At 63.6% G+C, this 22,089-nt stretch carries 20 protein-coding genes and 1 pseudogene; 5 read left to right on the top strand and 16 right to left on the bottom strand.

The genetic code is table 11. From position 1 onward, the window contains the following. Positions 1–121: 121 nt before the first annotated feature. The 8 genes from MF606_RS10555 to MF606_RS10520 all read right to left on the bottom strand — a co-directional run bounded on the left by MF606_RS10555 (position 122) and on the right by MF606_RS10520 (position 10,214). Complete coding sequence (locus MF606_RS10555) at positions 122–1,156, bottom strand: ABC transporter substrate-binding protein (RefSeq protein WP_240233756.1); 1,035 nt, start codon at positions 1,154–1,156, stop codon at positions 122–124. Between the two features lie 173 nt (positions 1,157–1,329). Next, complete coding sequence (locus MF606_RS10550; protein WP_240233755.1) at positions 1,330–3,192, bottom strand: adenine deaminase; 1,863 nt, start codon at positions 3,190–3,192, stop codon at positions 1,330–1,332. Continuing rightward, on the bottom strand, positions 3,192–4,139 hold the full coding sequence (locus MF606_RS10545; protein WP_240233754.1) for an ABC transporter permease: 948 nt from the start codon (positions 4,137–4,139) through the stop codon (positions 3,192–3,194). Before MF606_RS10545 ends, MF606_RS10550 begins: the two co-directional genes overlap by 1 nt. Beyond that, positions 4,136–5,251, bottom strand: a complete 1,116-nt coding sequence (locus MF606_RS10540; protein WP_240233753.1) for an ABC transporter permease — start codon at positions 5,249–5,251, stop codon at positions 4,136–4,138. The genes MF606_RS10545 and MF606_RS10540 overlap by 4 nt, the downstream gene beginning before the upstream one ends. Then, positions 5,248–6,792 (bottom strand): ABC transporter ATP-binding protein, encoded by a 1,545-nt coding sequence (locus tag MF606_RS10535; protein WP_240233752.1) that lies wholly within the window; start codon positions 6,790–6,792, stop codon positions 5,248–5,250. The genes MF606_RS10540 and MF606_RS10535 overlap by 4 nt, the downstream gene beginning before the upstream one ends. A gap of 57 nt (positions 6,793–6,849) precedes the next feature. Then, on the bottom strand, positions 6,850–7,893 hold the full coding sequence (locus tag MF606_RS10530) for a BMP family lipoprotein (protein WP_240233751.1): 1,044 nt from the start codon (positions 7,891–7,893) through the stop codon (positions 6,850–6,852). Between the two features lie 19 nt (positions 7,894–7,912). After that, positions 7,913–8,869, bottom strand: coding sequence for a nucleoside hydrolase (locus MF606_RS10525; protein WP_240233750.1), 957 nt, complete (start codon positions 8,867–8,869; stop codon positions 7,913–7,915). Between the two features lies 1 nt (position 8,870). After that, positions 8,871–10,214 carry an amidohydrolase family protein gene (locus MF606_RS10520; RefSeq protein WP_240233749.1) on the bottom strand — a complete coding sequence of 448 codons (1,344 nt, stop codon included), beginning with the start codon at positions 10,212–10,214 and terminating at the stop codon, positions 8,871–8,873. Between the two features lie 175 nt (positions 10,215–10,389). Here MF606_RS10520 and MF606_RS10515 point away from each other — a divergent pair, with 175 nt between their 5' ends. Genes MF606_RS10515 through MF606_RS10500 form a run of 4 tightly spaced genes read left to right on the top strand, consistent with a single transcriptional unit; the run spans position 10,390 to position 14,596 of the window. After that, complete coding sequence (locus MF606_RS10515) at positions 10,390–11,394, top strand: LacI family DNA-binding transcriptional regulator (RefSeq protein ID WP_240233748.1); 1,005 nt, start codon at positions 10,390–10,392, stop codon at positions 11,392–11,394. Between the two features lie 3 nt (positions 11,395–11,397). Next, on the top strand, positions 11,398–12,153 hold the full coding sequence (locus MF606_RS10510) for a glutamine amidotransferase (RefSeq protein WP_240233747.1): 756 nt from the start codon (positions 11,398–11,400) through the stop codon (positions 12,151–12,153). Then, positions 12,153–12,734, top strand: a complete 582-nt coding sequence (locus tag MF606_RS10505) for an AAA family ATPase (RefSeq protein WP_240233746.1) — start codon at positions 12,153–12,155, stop codon at positions 12,732–12,734. Before MF606_RS10510 ends, MF606_RS10505 begins: the two co-directional genes overlap by 1 nt. A gap of 5 nt (positions 12,735–12,739) precedes the next feature. After that, positions 12,740–14,596: an adenine deaminase gene (locus tag MF606_RS10500; protein ID WP_240233832.1), complete on the top strand. Its 1,857-nt coding sequence runs from the start codon at positions 12,740–12,742 to the stop codon at positions 14,594–14,596. A 164-nt stretch (positions 14,597–14,760) separates the two neighbouring features. Here the strand turns inward: MF606_RS10500 and MF606_RS10495 are convergent, their stop codons facing one another. The 6 genes from MF606_RS10495 to fgd all read right to left on the bottom strand — a co-directional run bounded on the left by MF606_RS10495 (position 14,761) and on the right by fgd (position 20,491). After that, positions 14,761–15,762: a TIGR03842 family LLM class F420-dependent oxidoreductase gene (locus MF606_RS10495; protein WP_240233745.1), complete on the bottom strand. Its 1,002-nt coding sequence runs from the start codon at positions 15,760–15,762 to the stop codon at positions 14,761–14,763. A 100-nt stretch (positions 15,763–15,862) separates the two neighbouring features. Further along, entirely contained in the window at positions 15,863–16,648 is a 786-nt protein-coding gene (locus tag MF606_RS10490) for an ABC transporter ATP-binding protein (protein WP_240233744.1), read from the bottom strand. Beyond that, positions 16,645–17,667, bottom strand: coding sequence for a putative F420-0 ABC transporter permease subunit (locus tag MF606_RS10485; RefSeq protein WP_240233743.1), 1,023 nt, complete (start codon positions 17,665–17,667; stop codon positions 16,645–16,647). The genes MF606_RS10490 and MF606_RS10485 overlap by 4 nt, the downstream gene beginning before the upstream one ends. Continuing rightward, positions 17,664–18,611 carry a putative F420-0 ABC transporter substrate-binding protein gene (locus tag MF606_RS10480; RefSeq protein ID WP_240233742.1) on the bottom strand — a complete coding sequence of 316 codons (948 nt, stop codon included), beginning with the start codon at positions 18,609–18,611 and terminating at the stop codon, positions 17,664–17,666. Before MF606_RS10480 ends, MF606_RS10485 begins: the two co-directional genes overlap by 4 nt. A gap of 3 nt (positions 18,612–18,614) precedes the next feature. After that, complete coding sequence (gene cofE, locus MF606_RS10475; protein WP_240233741.1) at positions 18,615–19,451, bottom strand: coenzyme F420-0:L-glutamate ligase; 837 nt, start codon at positions 19,449–19,451, stop codon at positions 18,615–18,617. A 29-nt stretch (positions 19,452–19,480) separates the two neighbouring features. Beyond that, positions 19,481–20,491 carry a glucose-6-phosphate dehydrogenase (coenzyme-F420) gene (gene fgd / locus MF606_RS10470; protein ID WP_240233740.1) on the bottom strand — a complete coding sequence of 337 codons (1,011 nt, stop codon included), beginning with the start codon at positions 20,489–20,491 and terminating at the stop codon, positions 19,481–19,483. A gap of 193 nt (positions 20,492–20,684) precedes the next feature. Between fgd and MF606_RS10465 the strand changes: the two are divergent. After that, positions 20,685–20,885: pseudogene (locus MF606_RS10465) on the top strand (hypothetical protein); the annotation flags it as partial. A gap of 145 nt (positions 20,886–21,030) precedes the next feature. On the opposite strand, the gene MF606_RS10460 reads toward MF606_RS10465, so the two are convergent. Both MF606_RS10460 and MF606_RS10455 read right to left on the bottom strand, forming a co-directional pair. Then, complete coding sequence (locus MF606_RS10460) at positions 21,031–21,795, bottom strand: phosphotransferase enzyme family protein (RefSeq protein ID WP_240233739.1); 765 nt, start codon at positions 21,793–21,795, stop codon at positions 21,031–21,033. Positions 21,796–21,830: 35 nt separating this feature from the next. Further along, entirely contained in the window at positions 21,831–22,088 is a 258-nt protein-coding gene (locus MF606_RS10455) for a hypothetical protein (protein ID WP_240233738.1), read from the bottom strand. Between the last annotated feature and the right edge of the window lies 1 nt (position 22,089).

Below are 22,089 nucleotides of genomic sequence, written 5' to 3'. Positions count from 1 at the left end.
CGGAATCCATCCTGAGATGGCGCCATCAAGATCGATCTCAGGATGGACCCCGGCCTTCGCCGGGGTGACATCGTGGATGGGAGGCCGCGCGGACAAGCAACGTCCTGCGCGGCGATACGTCTTACATGCCGAAGATTTCGTTCCAGCGGTCAACCCAGCCACTCTTGGCGGCGTTCATCTTGACGTAGTCGATGCGCTGCAGACCGGCGATCAGATCGGCGCCATAGGTCCAGAGCGCAGCCTGTTCGGGCGTCAGCGTTACCGAGGTATTGACCGGGGCGTCGACACCCTGTTCTGCCAGCTGCTGCTGGATTTCCGGGGACAGGATGAGGTTGATGAACTGGTAGGCCAGTTCGGGTTCAGCCGCACCCGTAGGAATGTTGACGGTGTTGAGCGTGGCGATCGAGCCTTCGCCCAGTTCGGCCCAGACGACCGAGGGAACGGCCGCCTGGATCTGACCCAGGGTGAAGTCCTGGGCGATGGCGGCCGAGATTTCGCCGGTCGAGAACAGATTGATCATCTCGGAGCCGGTATTGTAGTTCTTGACCACGTTGGGCTTGAGCGCTTCGACGCCAGCAAAGGCGCCGTCGGCATCGGCAAAGGCGTCAACGCCTTGATGTTCTCCGGCCTTCATCACCACCATCGGACCGGCCGTGGTGGTGATGCCCGGCAGGGACAGTGAGGCGGCGAGATCTTCGCGCCACAGATCGTTCCACGACGCGATGGGCGTGGTCACCTTGGCCGAGTCATAGACGATGCCGACGCGGCCGATGGTGTAGGCCGGGCCGTAGCCGCCCTGCGGGTCGCGGGCGAGCTCGTAGATGCCGGCCAGGTTCGGCAGCTTGGCTGGATCGATCTTCTGGAACAGGCCGGCTTCGATGCCCTGCTGGCTGAAACTGTCGGAGAAATAGGCCACGTCGACGCCGGCGCCGTTGCGGATCTGAATCTTGTTCAGGCGCTCCCCGTTATTGCCGGTCTCGAACACGATCTCGCAGCCGCATTGTTCGCGGAACGGCGCTAGAACGATGGCTTCCAGCTTTTCGCCGTTGAAGCCCCACCATGAGATGGTCAGCGTTTTGCCCTGCGCCATGGCAGGCGCGGCAGAGAGCAGTGCGGTGGCCGATAGGGCCAGCGCTGTAGCAGCAAGTTTCTTCATGGTTGGGTTCCTTTGCACCGGACGCGACCTGCCAGCCGACGTCTATCTCTAGCGGCGTGCTGATATATCGAAGCCTATTTTTGCGGCGATGGCTCTGCAAGCCCAATCTTTGAGCTTGAAGCTTTGTGAAGCGCTTTATCAACGCAAAGATCGGATCTCAGCGGTACGCGATTCTACCAGACAATCGCGTGCGTTTCGCCGGTCTGGACGTTGACGAAGCCATTGGGCGCCAGCTTCGACGGCGCGACGAGCACCCAGCGCCAGGGAGAGCAGGTGAGGGTGGCGAAGATCAGGAATTCGGGGAAGCCGGGTTTCCAGCGGTTCATGGCGGCAGGCTGGTACATCCACGTAACCTGCTCGGCCCGGCGCAGGAAAGCCTGCATCTCCGCATCGAGGGCTTCGGCCGGGCGCGCGGTCATCAAGCCAGCAATTTCGAAGCGAACCTCGGCGACGACCTCGCCCCGATGTACGAGGACCCAGCCGCCATCGATAGACTGCAGATGATTGACTGCCTTGGCCATGGCGACGTCGGACGAGCCGATGCACCAGACATTGTGGCTGTCATGGGCGACGGAGCAGGCGAGGGCGGTTTCTGGGTCCTCCGGGCCGCAGCCGGTCCAGAACATGGAAGCGACGGCGCCGTCGCCACGATAGCGGTCGATCATCGACCACTTGGTGATGGTGCGGGAAGGGTCACGCTGAACCATACCGTCGACGACCGGCAGCTCCTCGACCATGAAATCCTCGTTCCAGTGGAAGGGGCGCAGGACGGCTGCCTTCATGGTTTGGCGACCGGGTTCCGCGCTGATGGCGAAATCGATGGCTGACAGCGTGCGGCCGATGTTCATGGTGTTGCTGGCCCAGTCGGGCCAATCAAGCCGTGGCATAGGACCGGTGAATGTGGTGCCGGTCGAGGCAAGCTGTCCGTCGGCATAGACGTGAGCGATGGAAATGGACGGAACGTCGTCGAGTAGCACAATATCGGCATAGCGGCCCGGGGCGATCGAGCCGACCCACTGGTCGATGCGCATGTGGCGCGCCGGGTTGATCGTGGCGCATTGGATGGCGATTTCGGGCGTCATGCCGTAATGGATAGCAAGGCGCACATTGTGGTCAGTGGCGCCATCCTTGAGGGTGTCCCAGGCGCTGCGATCGTCAGTGGTGAAGGCTATGTTGGACCAGTCCTTGAGCCCGCGCTCGACGAGCCCAGGGATGATGGCGTCGTAGGAAAAGGGCCGCAGCTCGGTGAATAGCCCGAGCATGATACGGTCCCAGGTCTCCTGGAACGCCCACACTTCGTGGTCGGAGCTCAGGCCGGCAGCGGCAAAAGCTGAGATGTCGTGCAAGTCGGTGAGGCCATTGCCGTGGCCCTCGACGACGCCGCGCATTTCGAACGTGGCGCGGATCATGCCCCACATGCGCTCGTAGCCGGGATTGGCGGGGTCCCAGACTGAGGGCCAATCCATCACTTCGTCGAGCCCGGTCACCGACAGTTCGTCACGCAGGAATTTCTTCTGCTCGTCGTAGCCGTAATAGCCGCCGCTTTCCTCCCAGGCGCTGGGTGGCACGGCAGAGCCCGGTTGGATGAAGACCTTCAGTGGCGAGCCGGCGCGGCGGGCCTTCTGCCAGAATTCGGTGTTGCGGGCGCCGCTGACATTGGCGAACTCATGGCTGGCTTCGCAGGTCCAGGTATTGCCACGCGGGATGACAAGAGCGGCTTCGAACTCTGGCGTCAGGTGGGTGGATTCGATGTGCTTGTGCACCTCGCCGAAGCCCGGCACGGCGGACAGGTGTGGGTATTTGATCCGCTCAGCCACCTCGCCGCGATGGGAGCCGATCGGCCCCACATAGGCGATGCGACGGCCGGAGATGACGATCTCCTGGTTTTCCAGCCAGTGATTGGCATGGACGGCCAAGAGGCGTCCAACTTCTATCGCGCGGTCTGCAGGCTTCTTGCCAAGCGAGACCAGCAGCAGGTGCTGCCGGATCGCCACGTCGTCGGCAGCATTGAGGATCAGGTCATTGGGCAGGGCCATCAGTGGCCTGCCGAACGGAGGCGCTGCGCCTGCATGGCGCGGTAGCTAAAGAGGAACAGGGCTAGGATGGTGACGACGAAAGGGATCATGCGGATCAGCTCTGCGGGTATCCAGTTGAAGAGCCCGGGCATGACCACGGCGAGCGCTTCGAAGACCCCGAACAGCAGCGCCGCCATTAGCGCACCCACCGGATGGCGCGCGCCCAGCAACACGGCACCGAGAGCGATGAAGCCGCGTCCGGCCGTCATGTCGCGGGTGAAACCGATATAGTTGAACATGGCCAGTTGCGCGCCGCCAAGGGCGGCGAGGCCACCGGAGACGAGCAGGCTCCAGGTGCGGATGGCGTTGACGGGAATACCCGCGGCCTCGGGCGCTGCAGGGTATTCACCGACACCCCGCAGCCACAGGCCCCACGGCGTGCGGTAGAGGAAGTACCAGATCGCAAAGACCAGCAAGGCGGCGAGCCAGGATAGCAGCGAGTGCCCGGAGAGCATGCGCACGAGGAAATTGCCGATGCCGGGGATAAGGCCGAGGAAGGACAGATCGACGGCCGGCACAGCTTTGGAGGTCAGATTGATCGAGGTGCCCTTGTCGCCACCCGTGGCCATGGTTAGGGCGAAGACGGTGCCGCCGGCCGCCAGGATGTTGATGGCGAAGCCAACGAGGATGATGTCGGCTTTGAGCCGCAGGTGGAAGAACGCCATGATGGCGCCGAGCAGGGCGCCGGCCAGGATTGCGGCCAGCACGGCCACGTACCAGGGCGCGAAGACCGAGACGATGACCGCCGTCAGACAGCCGACAAGCATCATGCCTTCGAGCGCAACGTTGAGCGCGCCTGACAGATCCGCGATCAGCCCGCCTAGCGTTGCGAGCAACAGAGGCGTCGAGGTGCGGATGACGGTGACGAAAAAGGTGGTGGAGAAGACTGTGACCAGAAGTTCGATCATTTGTGTGTCTCCATGGCCCCTGCGGGTATGGCAGAGCGCCCAGTTACCTTGGCCCAGAGCTTGCGGCCGGGCAGGGAGAAGGACGAGGCAACGAGCAGGATGATGATGGCGGTGACCACGCCGATCACTTCTGATGGCACGTCGGTACGCAGGTTCATCAATTGCGCGCCCTGTCGGAGGTAGCCGTAGAAGAGCGCGACCACGGGCACGGCAAGCGGTCGGCTGCGAGCAACGATGGCGACGAGGATACCCTCGAAAGCCAGGTTGCCCTCGAACAGCACGGTCAGATAGCCGTAGGTCTGTCCCTGTACGAACATTGAGCCGAGCAACCCGCCGAGGGCACCGGCAGCGGTCATAGCGGACACCATGATGGCGGTTGACCGGATGCCGGAATACTCGGCGAAGCTGGCATTGTGGCCGACGAGCCGGAGCTTAAGGCCCCAGCTGGTGCGATAGAGGGCGAACCACACGGCGAGTACCGCGACGATGGCGAAGAGCAGGCCGATATCGATTCGCGTTCCGGGCACCAGGGCCGGAAAGACGGCGGTTTCGGGGAAGTTGTTGCTGGTCAGCACCCCAGCCTGAGGCTTGGGCAGGTTGGTGCGGACGAGGAAGTTGCAGAGCTCGATGGCGATGTAATTCAGCATCAGCGACGAGACGATCTCGTTAGCGCCGAACTTGACCTTGGCAATGCCGGGGATGAAGCCCCACAACGCTCCGGCGAGCATGGCGGCTGCAAGTCCGAGCGGAATGCCGGCCCAAGTCGCGCCAAGTGGAGACAGCGCCACATAGCTGGCGGCAAGAGCGCCCACATAGACCTGGCCCTGCACGCCCATGGAGAACTGGCGGGCCTGGAACACCAGGCTGAAGGCAAGGCCGGTAACGGTGAGCTTGGCGACGTCGTCGATCCACAAGCCGATGGTGCGTGGCCGCGACATCGGCGCGGTCAGGAGGACGTTGAAGGCCTCGAGCGGCGCTTCGGACGTGAACAGCACGATGACGAAGGCGATGCCGAGCGCGATCAGGGCGGCGCTGATCGCCCGTCCTGCCTCTCGGCGGATGGTCTTGAAGCGCGCCTGGCGACCAAGTTCGGCCGTGGTGGTCATGCTCATCGCAGGCCCCCCTGCATTTCTTCCGGGGTCTGCCGGGCAATGCCGAGCATGTATGTGCCCAATGTTTCGGGTGTCAGCTCGTGGGAATTCAGAAAGGCAGCGACCACTTTGCCGCGGTAGAAGACGACGAGGCGGTCGGACAGGGCCAAGAGTTCCGAGAGGTCGGCCGAGCTCAGCAACACGGCAGCGCCGGCGTCCCTGGCCTCGGTGAGGGACTTCCAGATGAACTGCGTCGCACCAAGGTCGACGCCGCGTGTGGGCTGATTGACCAGCAGCAATTTGGGTTGCTCGGCCAGCTCGCGAGCGACCACGACCTTCTGCATGTTGCCGCCGGACAGCGTGCCCACCGCAGCGCCAGGGCCGCCGACACGGATCGAAAACCGTTCGATCAGCTTTTCTGCGTTGGTCTTGATGGCCTTGAGGTCGAGCAGGCCATTGCGAACATATCTCACGTCATCGAGCCGCGTGGCGACGAGGTTATCGGCCACGCTGGCGCCGGTGGCGAGGCCGCGTGCTAACCGATCCTCGGGAATGCTGGCGAGGCCCTTGGCCCGCCGCTCCAGAACGGAGAGTGGTGCGAGGTCGGTGCCGTCGAGATAGGCCACACCTTCGGCGATCGGGCGCAGGCCGGCGATCGCTTCAAGCAATTCGGACTGTCCGTTGCCCTCGACGCCCACAAGACCGACGATTTCTCCGGCGTGTACGCGCAGGTTGAGGTCGTCCACCAAAATGCCACCGGCTTCGCTGGCGACCTTCAACGCCTTGATCTCGCAGGCCATCGGCCCGTCGTTCCTGGCGCGATCGACACGTAGAGCCACTTCGCGGCCGACCATCATCGTGGCGAGACTGGTTTCAGTGACGTCCTTCGCAGCGATCTCTCCAACCGTCTTGCCGGCGCGCATGACGGTGATACGATCAGATATTTCAAGAACTTCTGGCAGTTTGTGCGCGATGAAGATTACCGTGCGTCCTTGCGCAACCAGGGCACGGACGGCGACGAACAGTTCTTCGACTTCCTGCGGCGCCAGGACGGCGGTGGGCTCGTCGAGAATGAGGATGCGGGCGTCGCGATACAGCGCCTTGAGGATCTCCACGCGCTGCTGCTGGCCGACGGGGAGCCGGCCAACGGGCGGCAGGGGGTCGACTGACAGGCGGAATTTGTCCGAGAGACTGCGCACGGCGTCGATCGCCTGCTGGCGGTCAAAGCGGATGCCGGAATGGGGCTCGGAGCCGAGCACGACGTTTTCATAGACCGAGAAAGACGGCACCAGCGAAAAGTGCTGGAACACCATGCCAATGCCGTTGTCGATGGCTTCGCGCGGATTGGCAAAACTGACCGGCTTGCCATCAAGCCTGAGTTCGCCCCGATCTGCCCGTTCGATCCCAAACAGTATCTTCATCAGCGTCGACTTGCCGGCGCCGTTTTCGCCCACCACGGCATGGACTTCGCCGGCATTGATCGAGAGATTGACGCCGTCATTGGCGACAACGCCGCCCGGGTAGGTCTTGCCGATGCCGATGGCTTCCAGAAGCGCGGTCATGGACGTCTTTCCGGTTGGAATTGAAGCGGCGGCGCCTTGGGAGCGCCGCCGGCCGGACTACTTCATGTCGGTCGCGGGAACGAGCGTGCCGGCGTTGATCTCGGCCTCGAGGGCGTCAACCTCGGTGCGGACCTCGGCGGGGACCAGCTTTTCGTAATAGGCGTTCTTGGAGATGCCGACGGCGCCCTCGGGCAGGCCGAGCAAGACGGAGGAGCCGTACGCGGCGGCACCGTCAATGGTTTGCTGCAGTGCGAGGAAGAGGGAGTCGCCCACCTTCTTTTCAACCGAGGTGAAGATCACGTCGGCTTGGGCCTGGTCGGTCGCGGCGAAGATGGTCGCCTGGTCGCTGTCGACGCCGACGGCAAGCTTGCCGGCATCGCGAACGGCTTGCAGGGCGCCAATGCCGGTGCCACCGGCGATCGGGAAGATCACGTCGGCGCCCTGGGCAAGCTGGGCCAGAGCCATTTCCTTGCCCTTGGCCGGGTCACTGAAGGTGCCGGCGACGGCGTTCAGGATCTGGACATCGGGGTTGGCCGCCTTGGCACCCTCATCGAAACCGACCTTGAAGTCGGTCACGGTGGGGAATTCCATGCCGATAATAGTGCCCAATATGCCCGAAGTGGAGAGTTTGGCAGCGGCGTAGCCGGCGAGGTAACCCGCCGACGACGTCTGATACTGCAAGGCCAATACGTTGGCGCAGCAGCCGGTGGAGAAATCCGGGGTGTCGTCGAAAACGATGAACTTGGTGTCCGGATATTCCGGCGCCAGTTCGACGACGAAGCCCGTCATATCGAAGGTTCCGACGATGACCACGTCGTAGCCGGTATCGGTGGCGTCCGCGAGAGCCGGCTGCCAACGGCTGCGGTCATAGCCGGCCTCGATGATCTTCACTTCGACCGGAAGCTCAGCCACAGCCCGTTCAACACCGGCGGCCGCGCTATCGAAGAAGCTCTTGTCGCCGAGCGTGCCGTGCAGCACCAGCGCGACGCTGAGCGGGTTGTCCTCAGTGTATTCCTGGGCAATTGCGGCGGCTGAGGTCATCAGCCCCGCTGCGAGGGCCAGACCGGCGAAGGCCCGGCGAGACAGCAATTGCAGCGACATGAGCGGCACTCCTGTGGGTTCAGTGCTTGTTGGGGGTGTAGGCTATGGAGGCGGCGTAGAGGGCGACCAGGCGGTCGGTCTTGGCTTCTTCGACGAGTGTAACCATCGGCGTGCCGAGGCGACCGGACGGGTCGACGACGGTCATGCCGCGGGTGATGCCGGGGGCGAGCGCCACGTCCACGGAGGCGCGCACGGATTTCGTGATGATGGAGGGATCGATCACGACGGCAGCGGCCAGCGGATCGACGAAGCGGAACACGTCGCCGCCGCCGTAGCTCTCATTGGTGCGGCGGGCGTGGTGGGCCAGGGCCTCGGAGAAGGCCCGTTCAGCGCCCTCGGCCACTTTGCCGAAGGCCTTGTCGACGTCGACACCGCTCATATTGTGGGTGACGCAGGGTTCCCATGGCACCACGACGATCTCGATATCGGCGGAGAACACGACTGCGGCCGCCTCAGGGTCGGCGTAGATGTTGAACTCGGCAGCCGGCGTGGTGTTGCCACGACCATAGACGGTGCCGCCCATGATGGTGAGCTGGCCGATGCCGTTGATGATGGCCGGCTCTAGCCGCAGGGCCAGCGCCAGGTTGGTCAGTGGGCCTATCATCAGGATATCGACCTTCTCGCCGCGGTTACCGGCTTCGCGGAAGGTGGTGCGCAGGAAGCCGATGGCGTCTTCGCTGGTGGCGGTGCCAGTCTCGAGCGGGCGCGGAGCACCGCCGAGCCCGTCTTCGCCATGAATGTACTTGGCGTCGATGATCGCCTGCGTCAGGGGGCGGCCAGCGCCCTTGTGCACGGGCGACTTGGCGCCTGCGACGGCCAGCGTGGCCAAGATATTGCGCGTGGCGGCTTCAAGCCCCACATTGCCGAACACCGTGGTGATGGCATCCGGCGTGCGACCGGCGGCAATCAGCATCAGCAGGGCCTGCGCATCGTCTACGCCGCCATCGGTGTCCAGGATCAGTTTCGGATTAGTCAACTCAAGCTACCTTTCGTGCCGCTTCAACGCGGGACCAGAAGTCTTTGTATGTTATGGAATATTCTTCTCGAATATCGCGGAGTTCGCGACGGAGCAAAGCGCGGTCGCGAACAATGGCCTCACCGGCCACCCAGGCATGTCGCACATCCCGGCCGCTGCCGGAATAGACCAGGACTGTCTCTACATCCGGAGTTTCGGAATAGCCGGCGCCATTCATGTCGATCGCGATGATATCGGCCGATTTGCCGACCTCCAGCGAGCCGATCTCGTGCTCAAGGCCGAGCGCGCGGGCGCCATCGATGGTCGCCATGCGAATGAGTTCGCGGCTGGAAATGGGCTGGGCCCGGCCTTCGCGGTGCGAGGCAACAAGACCGGCCACCCGCATCTCGGCGATCATGTCGTAGGAATTGTTGGCGGCAACATTGTCGGTGCCGAGCGCGACGACAACGCTGGCCGCGCGCAGCTTCACTGCCGGGCACATGTCCGCGCGACCGGAACGCAGGCCGGCAGTCGCGCAGTAGGCGACTGAAGCGGCGGGCGCGGCGGCGAAGATCGCAATGTCCTCATCACTGAGATCGAGGCAATGCGCGGCATGAACCCTGCCGGCAAAGAACCCGTCGCGGTCAAGCGCCTGGGTGGCGGTCAGTCCGTAAAGCGCCAGCGTCTGCTCGTTGTCCTCCGGTCCGGCCGCCATGTGAAGGTGCATGCCTGAGCCGTATTTGACCGCCATGGCCACCTCGGCCCGAACGAGATCTTCGGAATTGTCGACATAGGGCGCGTGCGGGCCGAACCAGGGAATGATACGGCCATCGGCCGAACGCTGGCGCTCGATAAAGGCGGCGGCCTTGGCCAGTTCTTCTTCGCCACGCGCGGTGTCGCCGAGTTGGACGATGCCGTAGGCAATCACGGCGCGCAGGCCGCTTTCGCCAGCGGCGGCGGCAATCTCGTCGGCGAAGAAATACTGGTCGCAGAATGTCGTGGTGCCCGACAAAGCCATCTCGGCGCAGGAGAGGGCGACAGCAGGGCCGATATCCGATGAGAGCAGGGAGAGCTCGGGCTCGCGGATGGAATTGTACCAGCCGTCCATGGTCAGCAGGCTTTGGCCCTCGGAGCGGCCGCGAAACAGCACCATGGCGGAATGGGTATGGGCGTTGACGAGGCCGGGCATCACCAGATGGCCGGGCAAGGACAGGATCTCGTCGAACTGCGCTACGTCGGGAACGCTCGACATCGGACCAGCGCCAGCAATGCGTCCATCGATGACGCTGACCCAACCATCGGTGAATTGGGTATCCGAGGCGTCGACTGTCAGGACGGTGGTATCGCGGAGCAGGAACGAGGTCATTTGCCTACAGAGTTAGTAAAGCGGTTTACAAGGCAATCTAACGCCATCTATGCTGGTGTTGTCAAATGCAATCACAACGCGTTTGCTCAAACCATATGCTAGTGAAAAAAATGCACAAGATAGCAGCAAGTGGAAAGCGCAGGGTGATGGCGGTCCACAGCATCGGGGAGCGATCATGGCAACACTGAGCGACGTTGCCGAGGAGGCGGGCGTTTCGCCAACGGCGGTGTCCCGATACCTCAACAACCGGATTGAGTTGCCCCTGGCGACCCGAGAGCGCATCGACGCGGCTATCGCCAAGCTCAACTATCGGCCAAACCTGCTGGCCAAGCGGCTGTCCACCGGCAAGGCCGAGGCTATCAGCCTGGTGACGCCCGAGATCGCCAATCCGTTCTTCGCCGAGCTTGCCGGCGCGGTCGAGGCCGAGGCTCAGCGCCACGGCTATGCTGTCTACATGTCGTCCACGCAGGGGCATCGTGACCGCGAGATCGACGCCATCCAGCGCTTGCAGGATCAGCATGTCGATGGCCTGATCATGATGACCAACCGCCCGGACGACGGCACGCTGGCAACGTTGCTGCAGCAGCATCACAACGTGGTGTTGCTGGACGAAGACATTCCCGGCGTCGCCGTGCCACGCGTGTTCGTCGAGAACGAGCAGGGGGCCTATCTGGGCACGCGGCATCTGATCGAGGCCGGTCACCGCGACATAGCCCTGATTTCGGGTCCGCCAGGGCTTATGAGTGTGCGCGAGCGCCTTGCGGGCTTCGAGCGGGCCATGGCGGAGGCGGGCCTGAGCGTTCCGCCGGACTGGATCATGCTGGGCGAGTACTCGCGCGCCTATGGCAGCGCGGCCGCGACCCAATTGCTCGCCGGTTCCCGGCGCCCGACGGCGGTGTTGGCGTGCTCGGACTACATCGCCATCGGGGTGCTGCAGGCGACACGGCAGGCTGGCCTTTCCGTGCCTGAGGACCTCTCGCTGGTCGGCTTCGACGACATGCCGCTCGTCGAACTGGTGGATCCGCCGCTGACCACCATCCACCAGCCCATCGCCGAGATGGGCCGCATCGCATTCGAGCGCCTGCTGGCGCTGATCAACAAGACCGAGGCCGAGCCGCAGACGCGTCTGCCGGTAAGCCTGGTCATCCGCAAATCCGTACGAAACCTTGGGGAGAGCTGATCGATGAGCAAGCGTCGCGTTCTAATTGCCGGGGAGTCGTGGACGGTTCACTCTATCCACCAGAAGGGCTTCGACAGCTTCACCACCACGGAATATGCCGAAGGCGTTCGCTGGCTGAAGTCGGCGCTCGAGGCTGCGGATTGGGAGGTGGTCTACCAGCCCTCGCATGTGGCGGCTCGCGATTTTCCGCATACGGCTGAGGAGCTCGCGGCGTATGACTGCGTGATCCTGTCCGATATCGGTGCCAATACGCTCCTGTTACACCCCGACACCTTTGTGCGCTCCAAGCCGCTGCCGAACAGGCTGCATGCCATCCGCGACTACGTGAGCAATGGTGGCGGCTTCGTCATGGTGGGCGGCTATCTGACGTTCCAAGGCATCGACGCCAAGGGACAATATGCCGGCTCTGCTATCGAGGAAGCGATGCCGGTCACGCTTTATCGCCACGATGACCGGGTGGAGTGCCCGCAGGGCGTGACGCCCAAAGTCAGCGACACAAACCATCCTATCGTTGCGGGACTGACCGGCGTCTGGCCGGGCTTGCTGGGCTATAATCAACTCGTCGCCAAGGGCGGCGCGGCTTTGGTGGCCAGCGTTGGCGATGATCCGTTGATCGTGGCCGGTGGTTTCGGTAAGGGCAGGGCAGTGGCGTTCGCCTCGGACTGCGGCCCCCATTGGGCGCCGCCGGCATTCGTCGAGTGGGACGGCTACGATCGGCTTTGGGGACAGATCGTTAATTGGGCAGCGGGAGCAATCTGATGGTAAAGGTGCAGCAGCCGCCCGATCCGTGGCGGCGGACCACGACGGAAAATGGCTTTGCGGCCGACGAAGTCATTTCCGCGCTGCAGAAGTCGCTACGGCGCGGCATGCTCGACAATGTGCTGCTGCTGGGCTGGGAGATGTATATCACCAGCCCGGAGATGGAAGAAAAGTTGTGGTCGCGCCTGTGCGTGATCGCCGTGGAGGATGTCGGCCTCGGCAATCCGCAAGCGCCTGTTTTGGTTGAGACGCTCTACCAGCAGCACCTGCGCTATGACCGCCCAACTGGCGACCGGTTCCTGTTCGCGGCGCATGCCATTCGCGTGCTGACGACATCGGTGAAGGACCGGACCACGGACGACATGGTCAACTGGGCCATGCGCGGGACCGGGCTCGGCGAGCTCTCGCCGGAGATCCCCGACGTGGCGCTCGATATGCATACCGGGCGCGGGCAGCAGATGGGCCGAGACTATCGCTTCTTCATGGAAGAGGCGTCGCGCGTGGTCCCTGAAATCAACGACAAGGACCAGCGTTATCGCGACTGGATCATCAAGGCACTGGATGAGGGCCGGCTAACGTGAGTGACATGCCTGCCGACCTGCTGATCAATGCTGACGACGAAATCCGCATTCGCCAGCATCTGGCACTGGTGGCGCTGGGCAAACGTCCGGCGACGCGCGCTATCCGCCTCGGGCGGGTGCTCGATGTTCACGGCCGGCGCTGGCATGACGATCAGGAGATCGTTGTCTCGGGACGCCGCATTGCCTGGGTCGGCCCGGCAGGCAAGTATCCGGGCGATGTTGACGAGCACGTTGATCGTTCTCAGCTGGCGGCAGTGCCGGGCTTCGGCGAAGTGCATAAGCACATTGAATCCAGCCATTTGACACCGGAATGGGAAGCCGCGCTGGTGCTGCCGCATGGTTGCACCTGGACCTGCGAGGCGAGCCACGAGTTCTCCAACGTCAACGGTCCTCGCAATCTCGAGTTCTGGCTGACGGCGCGCCTGGCGGGCTCGCCGATGAAAATCTTCCCGCTGCCCGGTTCCGCCGTGCCGCCAACGGCCTATGAATGGGGCGGTGGACATTTCGGCTATGACGAGCAGCGCGAATTCCTGACCAGCCAGATGATGGTCGCCGGCCTCGACGAGGTAATGGACTGGCCGGCGGTGTGGAACCCCGAGAACCCGTCTTACGAGCGGTTATGGGGCATGATCCGCGCCACGTTCGAGCAGCGCGGTGTGGTCGAAGGCCATGCAGCCGGCATGCGTGCGATCGACGACATCAACGCCTTCGCGGCCGCCGGCATGGCGTCGGATCATGAGGCCTGGACGCCGGAAGAGGTGGCCGACAAGCTGCGGCGCGGGCTGTTCATGGAAATCCGACCGCATTCGCTCAAGGAGATCGTCACGGGCCTGCTCGCGTGGGGCCAAGAGGATTGGTCGCAGTTTGCGCTTTGCACCGATGACCGTTCGTGTTCGGACACGATGAAACTGGGCGCTACTGACCGCAATGTGCGGCTTGCGATCGAGGCCGGGCTATCGCCCGAAATCGCCATCCAGTTGGTCACGATCAATCCAGCGCGGCATATGCGGCTGACGCCGTGGGTCGGCTCGATCGCCCCCGGTAGGTTTGCCGATCTGGTGCTGCTGGACGATGTTCAGAGCCTCTCTATCGCTGAAGTCTGGGCAGATGGCGAGCAGGTGTCGAAGGACAGGGGCTACATCAAGCCGGTGCCACAAATCGCCTGGCCGGATTGGGCGACGCAGACAGTCAAGATCGATCGCGAACTGACGGCCGCCGATTTCGCTATCGCTGCTCCCGCTGGACGAAACCAGGTCAGTGCGGCGCTGTTGCGCCCGTTCCATTGGTCCGATGACTTCATTACCACCGAACTGCCCGTGGTTGACGGGCTTGTGCAGCGTGACGCGGCGCGCAACATCACCAAGTTCGCCATCGTCGATCGCTTCTCGGGCGAGGGTAAGACCTCGCGCATGTTTTGGTTGGGTACTGGCCCGAAGACAGAGGATACGGCGTTGGCCTGTTCGATGGGCCACGACAAGCATAACATCTGGGTGGTGGGGTCGTCGGACGGCGCCATGGCCAAGGCGGCTAATGCCTTACGCAAAACCCAGGGCGGTTGGGCATTGGTACGCCGTGGCGAACTGGTCGCGACCGTTCGCTACGAGGTCGGTGGCCTCATGACCTGCCGGCCCGCACCGGAACTCGACGCCGAGATGCAGGCGCTCTACCGCGAGGGCGAGAGCATCGAGTGGATGTACGAGCCGACCTTCTCGCCGCGCTGGTGGCCCGGCTTCCCGGAACGGCTGGCTTTCGCCACACTCACCTGCGCGCCCTGGCGCTGGGTGCTGGTTGCGCCGTCACCGCTTGCGCCAGAGGGCTTTGTGAATGTAGCGACGGGGGACACGCACCCGATCGTGTGGTGAGGTCCAAAGCACCCGATTGCTTGCCTGATCTATCCCCACCCACCACGTTCCCTCGGGCTTGACCCGGGGGTCACTCGCCGCTTGTGCCGTGCTGAAAGAGGCCCTCGGGTCAAGCCTGAGGGAAAGCGGTGGGGCGGAGCCCACTCGCGGAGCGGTGTACCCCTCTACCGAAACGCCGGGATCACATGGCGGCCATAACCGGCAATGATTTCTTCCTCGTCGCCGCTATCGAGATAAATGTTGAACTGCGTAATGCCCGCCGCCTTCAGCGCGTGCATCTTGGCGATATGCTCATCCGGCTCGCCGAGCACGCAGAAGTTCTCCACCACGTCGGGCGTGATGAAGTCGAGGAACGGATTGTCGGCCTGGCCGTGCTTTGAATAGTCGTAGCCGCGGCGCTTTTCGATGTAGCTGGTGAGGCTGGCCGGCACCTTGTCGCTGTCGGCGCCGTACTTCTCGACGATATCGGCAACGTGGTTGCCCACCATGGCCGGGAACCACTTGGTGGCCTCGATGGCGCGAGCCTTGTCACCGAAATAGGCGGGCGCAGCGGCCATGGAACGATAGTTCGACATGTCGCGGCCAGCGGCCTTGCCCGCATCGATGCATTGGTCGGTGAACCACTTGCAGAGGCCTGGATCGGCGAGTTGCAGCACGACGCCGTCGGCATGCTCGCCGGCGGTCTTGAGCGCGAGCGGGCCGTAGGCAGCGATCCAGCTCGGCATGTCGTGTCCGACGGCCCAGGGAAATTTCACCGGCTCGTCGATCTCGCCATAGGTGACTTCCTCGCCGCGCACCATGGCCTTGGTTTTGTGGATGAACTCGGCGACACGCGCCAGGGTGGCGGGCTTCTTGCCCATGACGCGGCGGGAGCTATCGCCGCGGCCAACGGCCAGATCGAAGCGGCCGCCGCTCTGCTTGGACAGCGAGCCGAACAGCGAAGCGGCAACCGACCAATCGCGGACGTCGGGGTTGGTCACCAGCGGGCCGAAGCGCATGTTGGTGGTGTGTTCCATGCACATGGCGATGGCTGCGTAGCAATCGCGCCAGAGAATGTGGGAATCGTAGAACCAGCAATAGCTGAAGCCGGCATATTCGGCGGCGCGGACAAGATAGCGCGCGCGCTCGGCCTCGATAAAGCCCTTGAAGGTGATGCCGAATTCCATGTTGCCCCTCCGCCTAGCGCGATCGGAAATTTGACCAGTCGATCAAATTTTTGAGTTGCCGCCGCTGGAATGTCAATCGCAATTGCGACGACGACCGGATTTAGGCCGGCAGGTCATAGGCGATCATGGGGCGGCCGGTTCGCGGGTGCTGCAGAAGCGTTGCCTCGACGTCGTAGACGCGGCGCAGCAGGGCAGGGGTCAAGACCTGCTCCGGCGACCCTTCCGCCACTTGTCGGCCCTCATGCAGCACCACCAGGGAGTCGCAGAAGGCGGCCGCCAGATTGAGGTCATGCAAAGCCAGCAGCACAGTCGCGCCCGCCCGCGCGCGGGCCTGTAGCAGGTTGAGAATAGTCAGCTGTGCGTGGACGTCGAGGTGGTTCGTTGGTTCGTCCAGCAGCAGCAATTTCGGCTGCTGCGCCAGAGCGCGGGCGATGTGCAGGCGCTGCTGCTCGCCACCGGAGAGCGTGTGGTAGAGCCGGTCGGCAAACTGAATCATGCCGACGGCGGCGAGCGCGCCATCCGCCAGTTTCTCGTCGTCGGGGGAGGGGGCCGACTGCCATATCGACTGGAACGGAATGCGGCCAAGCATGACCACTTCGCGGGCGGAAAGGTAGACTTCGCTGCTCCCGGTCTGCTCGACAAAGGCGCTCATTTGAGCTCGGCTGCGCCGTGGCATGGTGGGCAAGTCCGTGCCCGCGAATGTCACGCTGCCGGTATCGAGTGGCACGACGCCGATGACGGCGCGCATCAGTGTCGATTTGCCAGCGCCATTCGGGCCGATGAGCCCGGTCAGTTTGCCCGGTCCGGCGCGAAGGTCGACACCGTCAAGGATGGGGCGACCGCCGGCGATAACCGAAGCGTTGGTGACGGCGAGACCGGTGCTCATGTCATCCGCCGATAGCGCAAAAGCACCAGCAGGAAGATCGGCGCGCCGATCAGGGCGGTGATAATGCCAACGGGCAGCTCACGCGGCTCGAACAGGCTGCGCGCCGCCGTGTCGGTCCACACCATGAAGCTGGCGCCGAGCAGCATCGCGACCGGCAGGAGCGTCCGGTGCCGAGACCCCGTCGCCAGCCGCACGACGTGTGGGATGATCAAGCCGACGAAGCCGATCGCGCCGCCGATCGATACTAAGGCGCCAGTCAGGAGGGCCGTGGCGCCAAGCAGGATCCAGCGTATGCGGGCCACATCGACACCCAGCGCCGTCGCCGCGGTGTCGCCAAAAGCGAAAGCGTCGAGCGCGCGACCAGACAAGAGGACGGGCAGGCCGATCAGCAGCACAGCGCCGAGTACGATCCAGGCATCCGCCCAGACGACGCCGCTCAGCGAGCCCATCAGCCAGCTCAGGATTTCACGGTAAGAGTCGCCGGTCGCCGACCAGAAGATCAGAAACGACGTCGCGGCTGCGGCCAGCGCAGAGACGGAAATGCCAGCGAGGATGGCGCGGGCGGGCGTGGCGCCGCCCAGCAGGCGTGTGACGAGCAGGGTCAGCGCCATAGCCGCGCCCGCGCCGAGGAAAGCGCCGATCGGCATGAGCAGTGCGGCGCCTGCGAGCAAGAAGATCACTGCGCCGAGCGAGGCTCCCGAGGAGAGACCCAATAGGTAGGGGTCGGCCAGCGGATTGCGGGTCAACGCCTGCATGACAGCGCCGCACAATGCTAGTCCTGCGCCAACACCGGCAGCGACCAGCACACGGGGCAGGCGCAGTTCCCAGATGATGGCGTCTCGCAGTCGGCCTACCGGGCTTTCGGCGACGAAGCCGAGATGGTGGGCGATGGTCTGCCAAACCTCGGCGGGCGCGATATCGGCCGGACCGAAGGCCACCGCGATTACCAGGCTGGCCAGCAGAAGGAGCCAGAGGGCCGCGCCTAATGTGATCAGCGTGGGACGGCGCCCGGTACTCATGGTGAAAAGCTAAGACCCGCCAATTGTTCGGCCATATCGGCCGTTGCGCCTACATTGCGTATGCCGGCTTCCGAGGCTGGGAACGGAATAACGAGATAGCGCTGGTTCACCACGGCGTCGAGCTGACTGGTAATCGGGTTCTCGGCGAGCAATTTCTTTTTCTGCGCGGCCGAGTTCCAGGCGGCATCGACGAGGATGATGACATCGGGATTGGCATCGACAATGGCTTCCCAGCTTGCCGATATCCAGCCGTCGTCAACGGTATTCATGATGTTGTCGAGGCCGAGGGCTTCCATCATCATGGCGGGCGCATTGCTGCCGGCGCCGACGTAAGGTGTCTTGGTGCCCGAGGAGTACCAGACGGCAGTCAGTCCCCGCGCGTCTGGGGCGATGGTGGCGAGCACGGCCTTCTGGTCGGCGATGACCTGATCCGCCGTGGCGCCGACGTCGAAGATGGTCCCGACCTCAGCAATCTCGGCAAACAGCTCGTCGAAGGTGAGCTTGGCCGGTTTGACCGAGCGGCAGGCAGCGGGTGACACGTAGCTGGCCACGCCCAATTCGGCCAGCGTCGTGCGCTCACCAGCGCCATCGGCGGCAAAGTTGCTTTCCCAGCCCCCATAGACCAGGTCGGGCTCGACCCCGAGCACGACTTCTTGCGAGGGGAGCTTTTCGGCCAGAACATTGAGCCCGGCCGCTTGGGCCGTCCACGCCTCCGGCACCGGACCGTCCTGGAAGCCGATGCCTACGATCCTGCTCTCGAGGCCCAGGGCTAGCAGCATTTCGGTCGCGGTCGACTTGATGGTGACGACGCGGGCAGGGGCGGCCGGCAATTCGACCGCGAACCCGCAATTGTCGAGTGCAAGCGGGTAGCTCGTCTGCGACATCGCAAGGTTGGGCGTCGCAGCAACAAGGGCAAGGCCGAGGAGGTAGCGAAGGGGACGCATGGATCAATCCTGCTGCTGTTTGGCGCGCTTTGGAGGGGTCTGGCCGCCATCGCGCAATTCGGCCAGAGCGGCGTGATAGCCAAGACGGTAGGCTTCGGCAGAGCCGAAGCGAAACATGTCATCGTCGACCGAGCGGACCAGGGAGCGAGCGCCCGGCGCATCGAGCCCGACCACGAGGCGCCCCAACCCACGAACCACGGCGACCGGAATGCCGCTGGCCTTGCCTTTGACCAGGTCCGCTGCGCCCGCCAGCTCGTCGGCGAGCACCGTGATGGTAACTTGCAGCGGTCGACCATTGGCATCGACGCCCCCCCTCAGATCGTCGGTGACGACCATGCCCGCGGCGCCGATGGCGACATCGGTCTGTCCAACGCGCCACGGCCGGCCAAGTGTGTCGGTAATGATGACACCCACGGAAACCCCGAAACGATCGCGCAGCCCCTGGCACAGGGCCCGCGCCGACTTGTCTGGGTCTTCCGGCAGCCGCAGCGCAACCCCATCAGGCACATTGGACGTGTCTATGCCCGCAGCTGCCATGATCAGACCATGCCGCGTCTCGACGATCTGGGTTACCCCGCCGGGGTGGACACGCTCCGCCACGACGCGGACCGTATCTTCGGCTATAGCCTTTTCGCGATCGGCAACCGGCACCTGGCGGCCTTCGGCCTTGGAAACGATCTTGCTGGTGACCACCAAGATGTCGCCATCAACCAGGGTCGCTTCCGCATCGTCCGACGACTGGGCGGCAATGGCGCGAGCGATTATTGCAACGAGATCATCGCCCTGCACAATTTCGGGCAGACCGGTAACGCCCCAGATCGTGTATCGCGGCATCGGCATGATCATGCTCCGTCGTATGGGGCAGGGGGCTATCGGCGATCGGCGGCAAGGGCACGCAATCGCGGCAGGATTTCCTTGGCATAGAGCGACAAGAACCGGCTCTGGTCGTCGCCTGGCGCATGGAAAACCAGGTGATCGAAGCCGTAATCCATATAAGTCTTGATCGCCTGCACGTGCTGTTCGGGATCGCTCGAAACGATCCAGCGCTTGGCGATCCGCTCGATGGGTAGTTTAGCGGCGAGCCGCTCCATCTCCAGGGGATCCTCGACCGAGTGCTTTTCCTCGGCTGTCAGCGACAGCGCCGCCCAGCCGCGCGTATTGTTGAGCGCGCGTTCCGCATCCGGATCGAACGACACCTTCACCTCGATCATGCGCTCGAACGGTCGATCGGCCAGCGCCGATTCCGCGCGCCCGAGCGCGACGTTCGGCAAGAGGGTCTCGACATACAACTCTTCGCCTTTGCCTGACGTACAGATAAACCCGTCGCCGGCACGCCCGGCATACTTGGCATTGAGCGGCCCGGCACCCGCGATATAGATGGGCACCATCTGGTCGGGCTTGTCGTAGATCGTGGCATTCTGGGTGCGATAGAACTCGCCCTCGAAGCTGACCCGATCCTGGCTCCACAGGGTGCGGATCAGGGTAACCGCTTCGCGCAGGCGCGCCGAGCGCTCTTTGAGTTCCGGCCAGACCATGCCTGTCGAGGGCACTTCATTGAGCGATTCACCGGTACCGACGCCGAGAATGACGCGGCCGGGAAACATGGCACCCATGGTGCCGAAGGCTTGCGCCACGACGGAGGGATGGAGGCGGAATGTGGGGGTGAGCACCGAGGTTCCGACGACCAGCTTTTCAGTGCGGGCAAGCGCCGCTGCCATCCATGACGGCGCAAACGGGGCATGCCCGTCTGTATGCTTCCAGGGCTGGAAGTGGTCGCTGATGAAGGCCGAGTCGAATCCGGCTTGCTCGGCTTCGACCGCGAAATTGAGCAATTGAGTTGGGCCGAACTGCTCCGCTGACGCCTTGTATCCGAAGCGCACATCATCCTCCCATGCCAGGCACAATGGTAGTTTTGACCAATTGGTCAAAATTGTCCATCAGATTCGTGCGCTTCAAACCGCAGGCCGTCGGCTTCTAGCCGAGTTCGGACAAGGTTTCACGCGCTCATCAGCAGGGCGCGTTTTCGGCTTGATCTTGTCATGGTTGGAAGGTCCAGACTTACTCCTTTCGTATGGCGATAGCGTCAACGACGCGCCGGCCTTGGCCGCCGCTGATGTCGGCAACGCATGGGCACTGGGACGGACGTCGCGATTCGCCAAAACCGGTTCTTTGCCTTTGCCCACAACGCGGCCGGCGTTCACAACGCGGCCGGCGTTACCCGTGGCCGCAGGCGTGCTTTATCCGTTCTTCGGGCTGACATTGTCGCCGGCGATTTGCCGCTGCTTTACGCTGGTCGTGAACGAATGACGGAGAAGTGGCGATTTCTAAGCGTTGCGCCAGCGAAACCAACGCCCAAAACGCCATGCGATAGTTCCATAATATATATTATGCGAATGATGGATGGGCGCTCTGACCCGGTTCAGGTTGCTGCTTGTGCGCCTTTGCCCTCTTCGGCTGGTCGAACTTCCGCGAGCCGCTTGACGGCATACTCGTCCTTCCAGCAGACGGCGGCTTCCCAGGCGGCTGAGGCTTGTTCAGCGATGTCGCGTGTGCGGCCAGTCAGGCCGGCAGCATTGTGCGGCAGCACCAGATCGAGTTCCGGCACGTCGACATGCGTCTCGTCCCAGTCGATCAGCGCGACCTGATTGGCGGTCATCCGGACATTGCCTGGGCTGTTTGGGTTGCCGTGGACGACGCATGGTTCTCGCTCGGCGAGCCGTGACCACGCTGCGCGGCACCGGGCGACGGCTTCGGCCGGCATGGCCGTCAAATCAATCCTAGTCCCCTTCTCGGCCTGCAGAAGGTCGATCGACGATCGCCAGCCTGGACGTTGGGGCCAGCCACGAGTTAGCCGATGCAACTGCCGGACCGTGTCGGCAACGCGGCGCCAGTCGGCTGCGGTCTCCGGCGGCCCACCGTCCATGAACTTCATCACCACCAGGCCGTCGACGAACAGCCTGCCATCCATGGTCGGGATCGGCACAGGCACGCTCATGCCGTGTCGGTCCAGGTGTAGCAGCAGCGCGGCTTCCCAGGCGAGATCAGCGTCGCCGCGCGTGCCAAGACGGCCAACGGCGCTTTGCCCGTCGATGCGCACGCTCCAGACATCATTGGCTACGCCGCCAGTGAGCCGTTCGATGCGCTTGGCATCGGGACCCCACTGCGCCAGTGCTTCCCATCCCACCGATCGTGTCCTTTATCCGTTGAGCGCCATGGGGCTCAGTTGATGTAAGCGAAGCTGCCGTCCAGCCCGAACCAGCAGTTGAAGAAGGTCGTGCTGCCGTCACGGTCGAAATAGCCCCGTACGACGTAGTTGTTGCCGCTTTGGAATGCGGCATTGGTCGTGATCGCCATCGTCGTGCCCGACGTCCCGCGTGGAAACCGGACGTCGACATTGCGGGTGTCCTGGGCAAAGGCCGGCAGCGCGGCAGAGGCGGTGGCAAATACCAGTGCGATCACGATTCGGATGGATGACATG

The sequence above is a fragment of the Devosia lacusdianchii genome (assembly GCF_022429625.1).
GTDB classification, from domain to species: Bacteria; Pseudomonadota; Alphaproteobacteria; order Rhizobiales; family Devosiaceae; genus Devosia; species Devosia lacusdianchii.
This window is presented reverse-complemented; position numbering and strand designations above follow the sequence as displayed.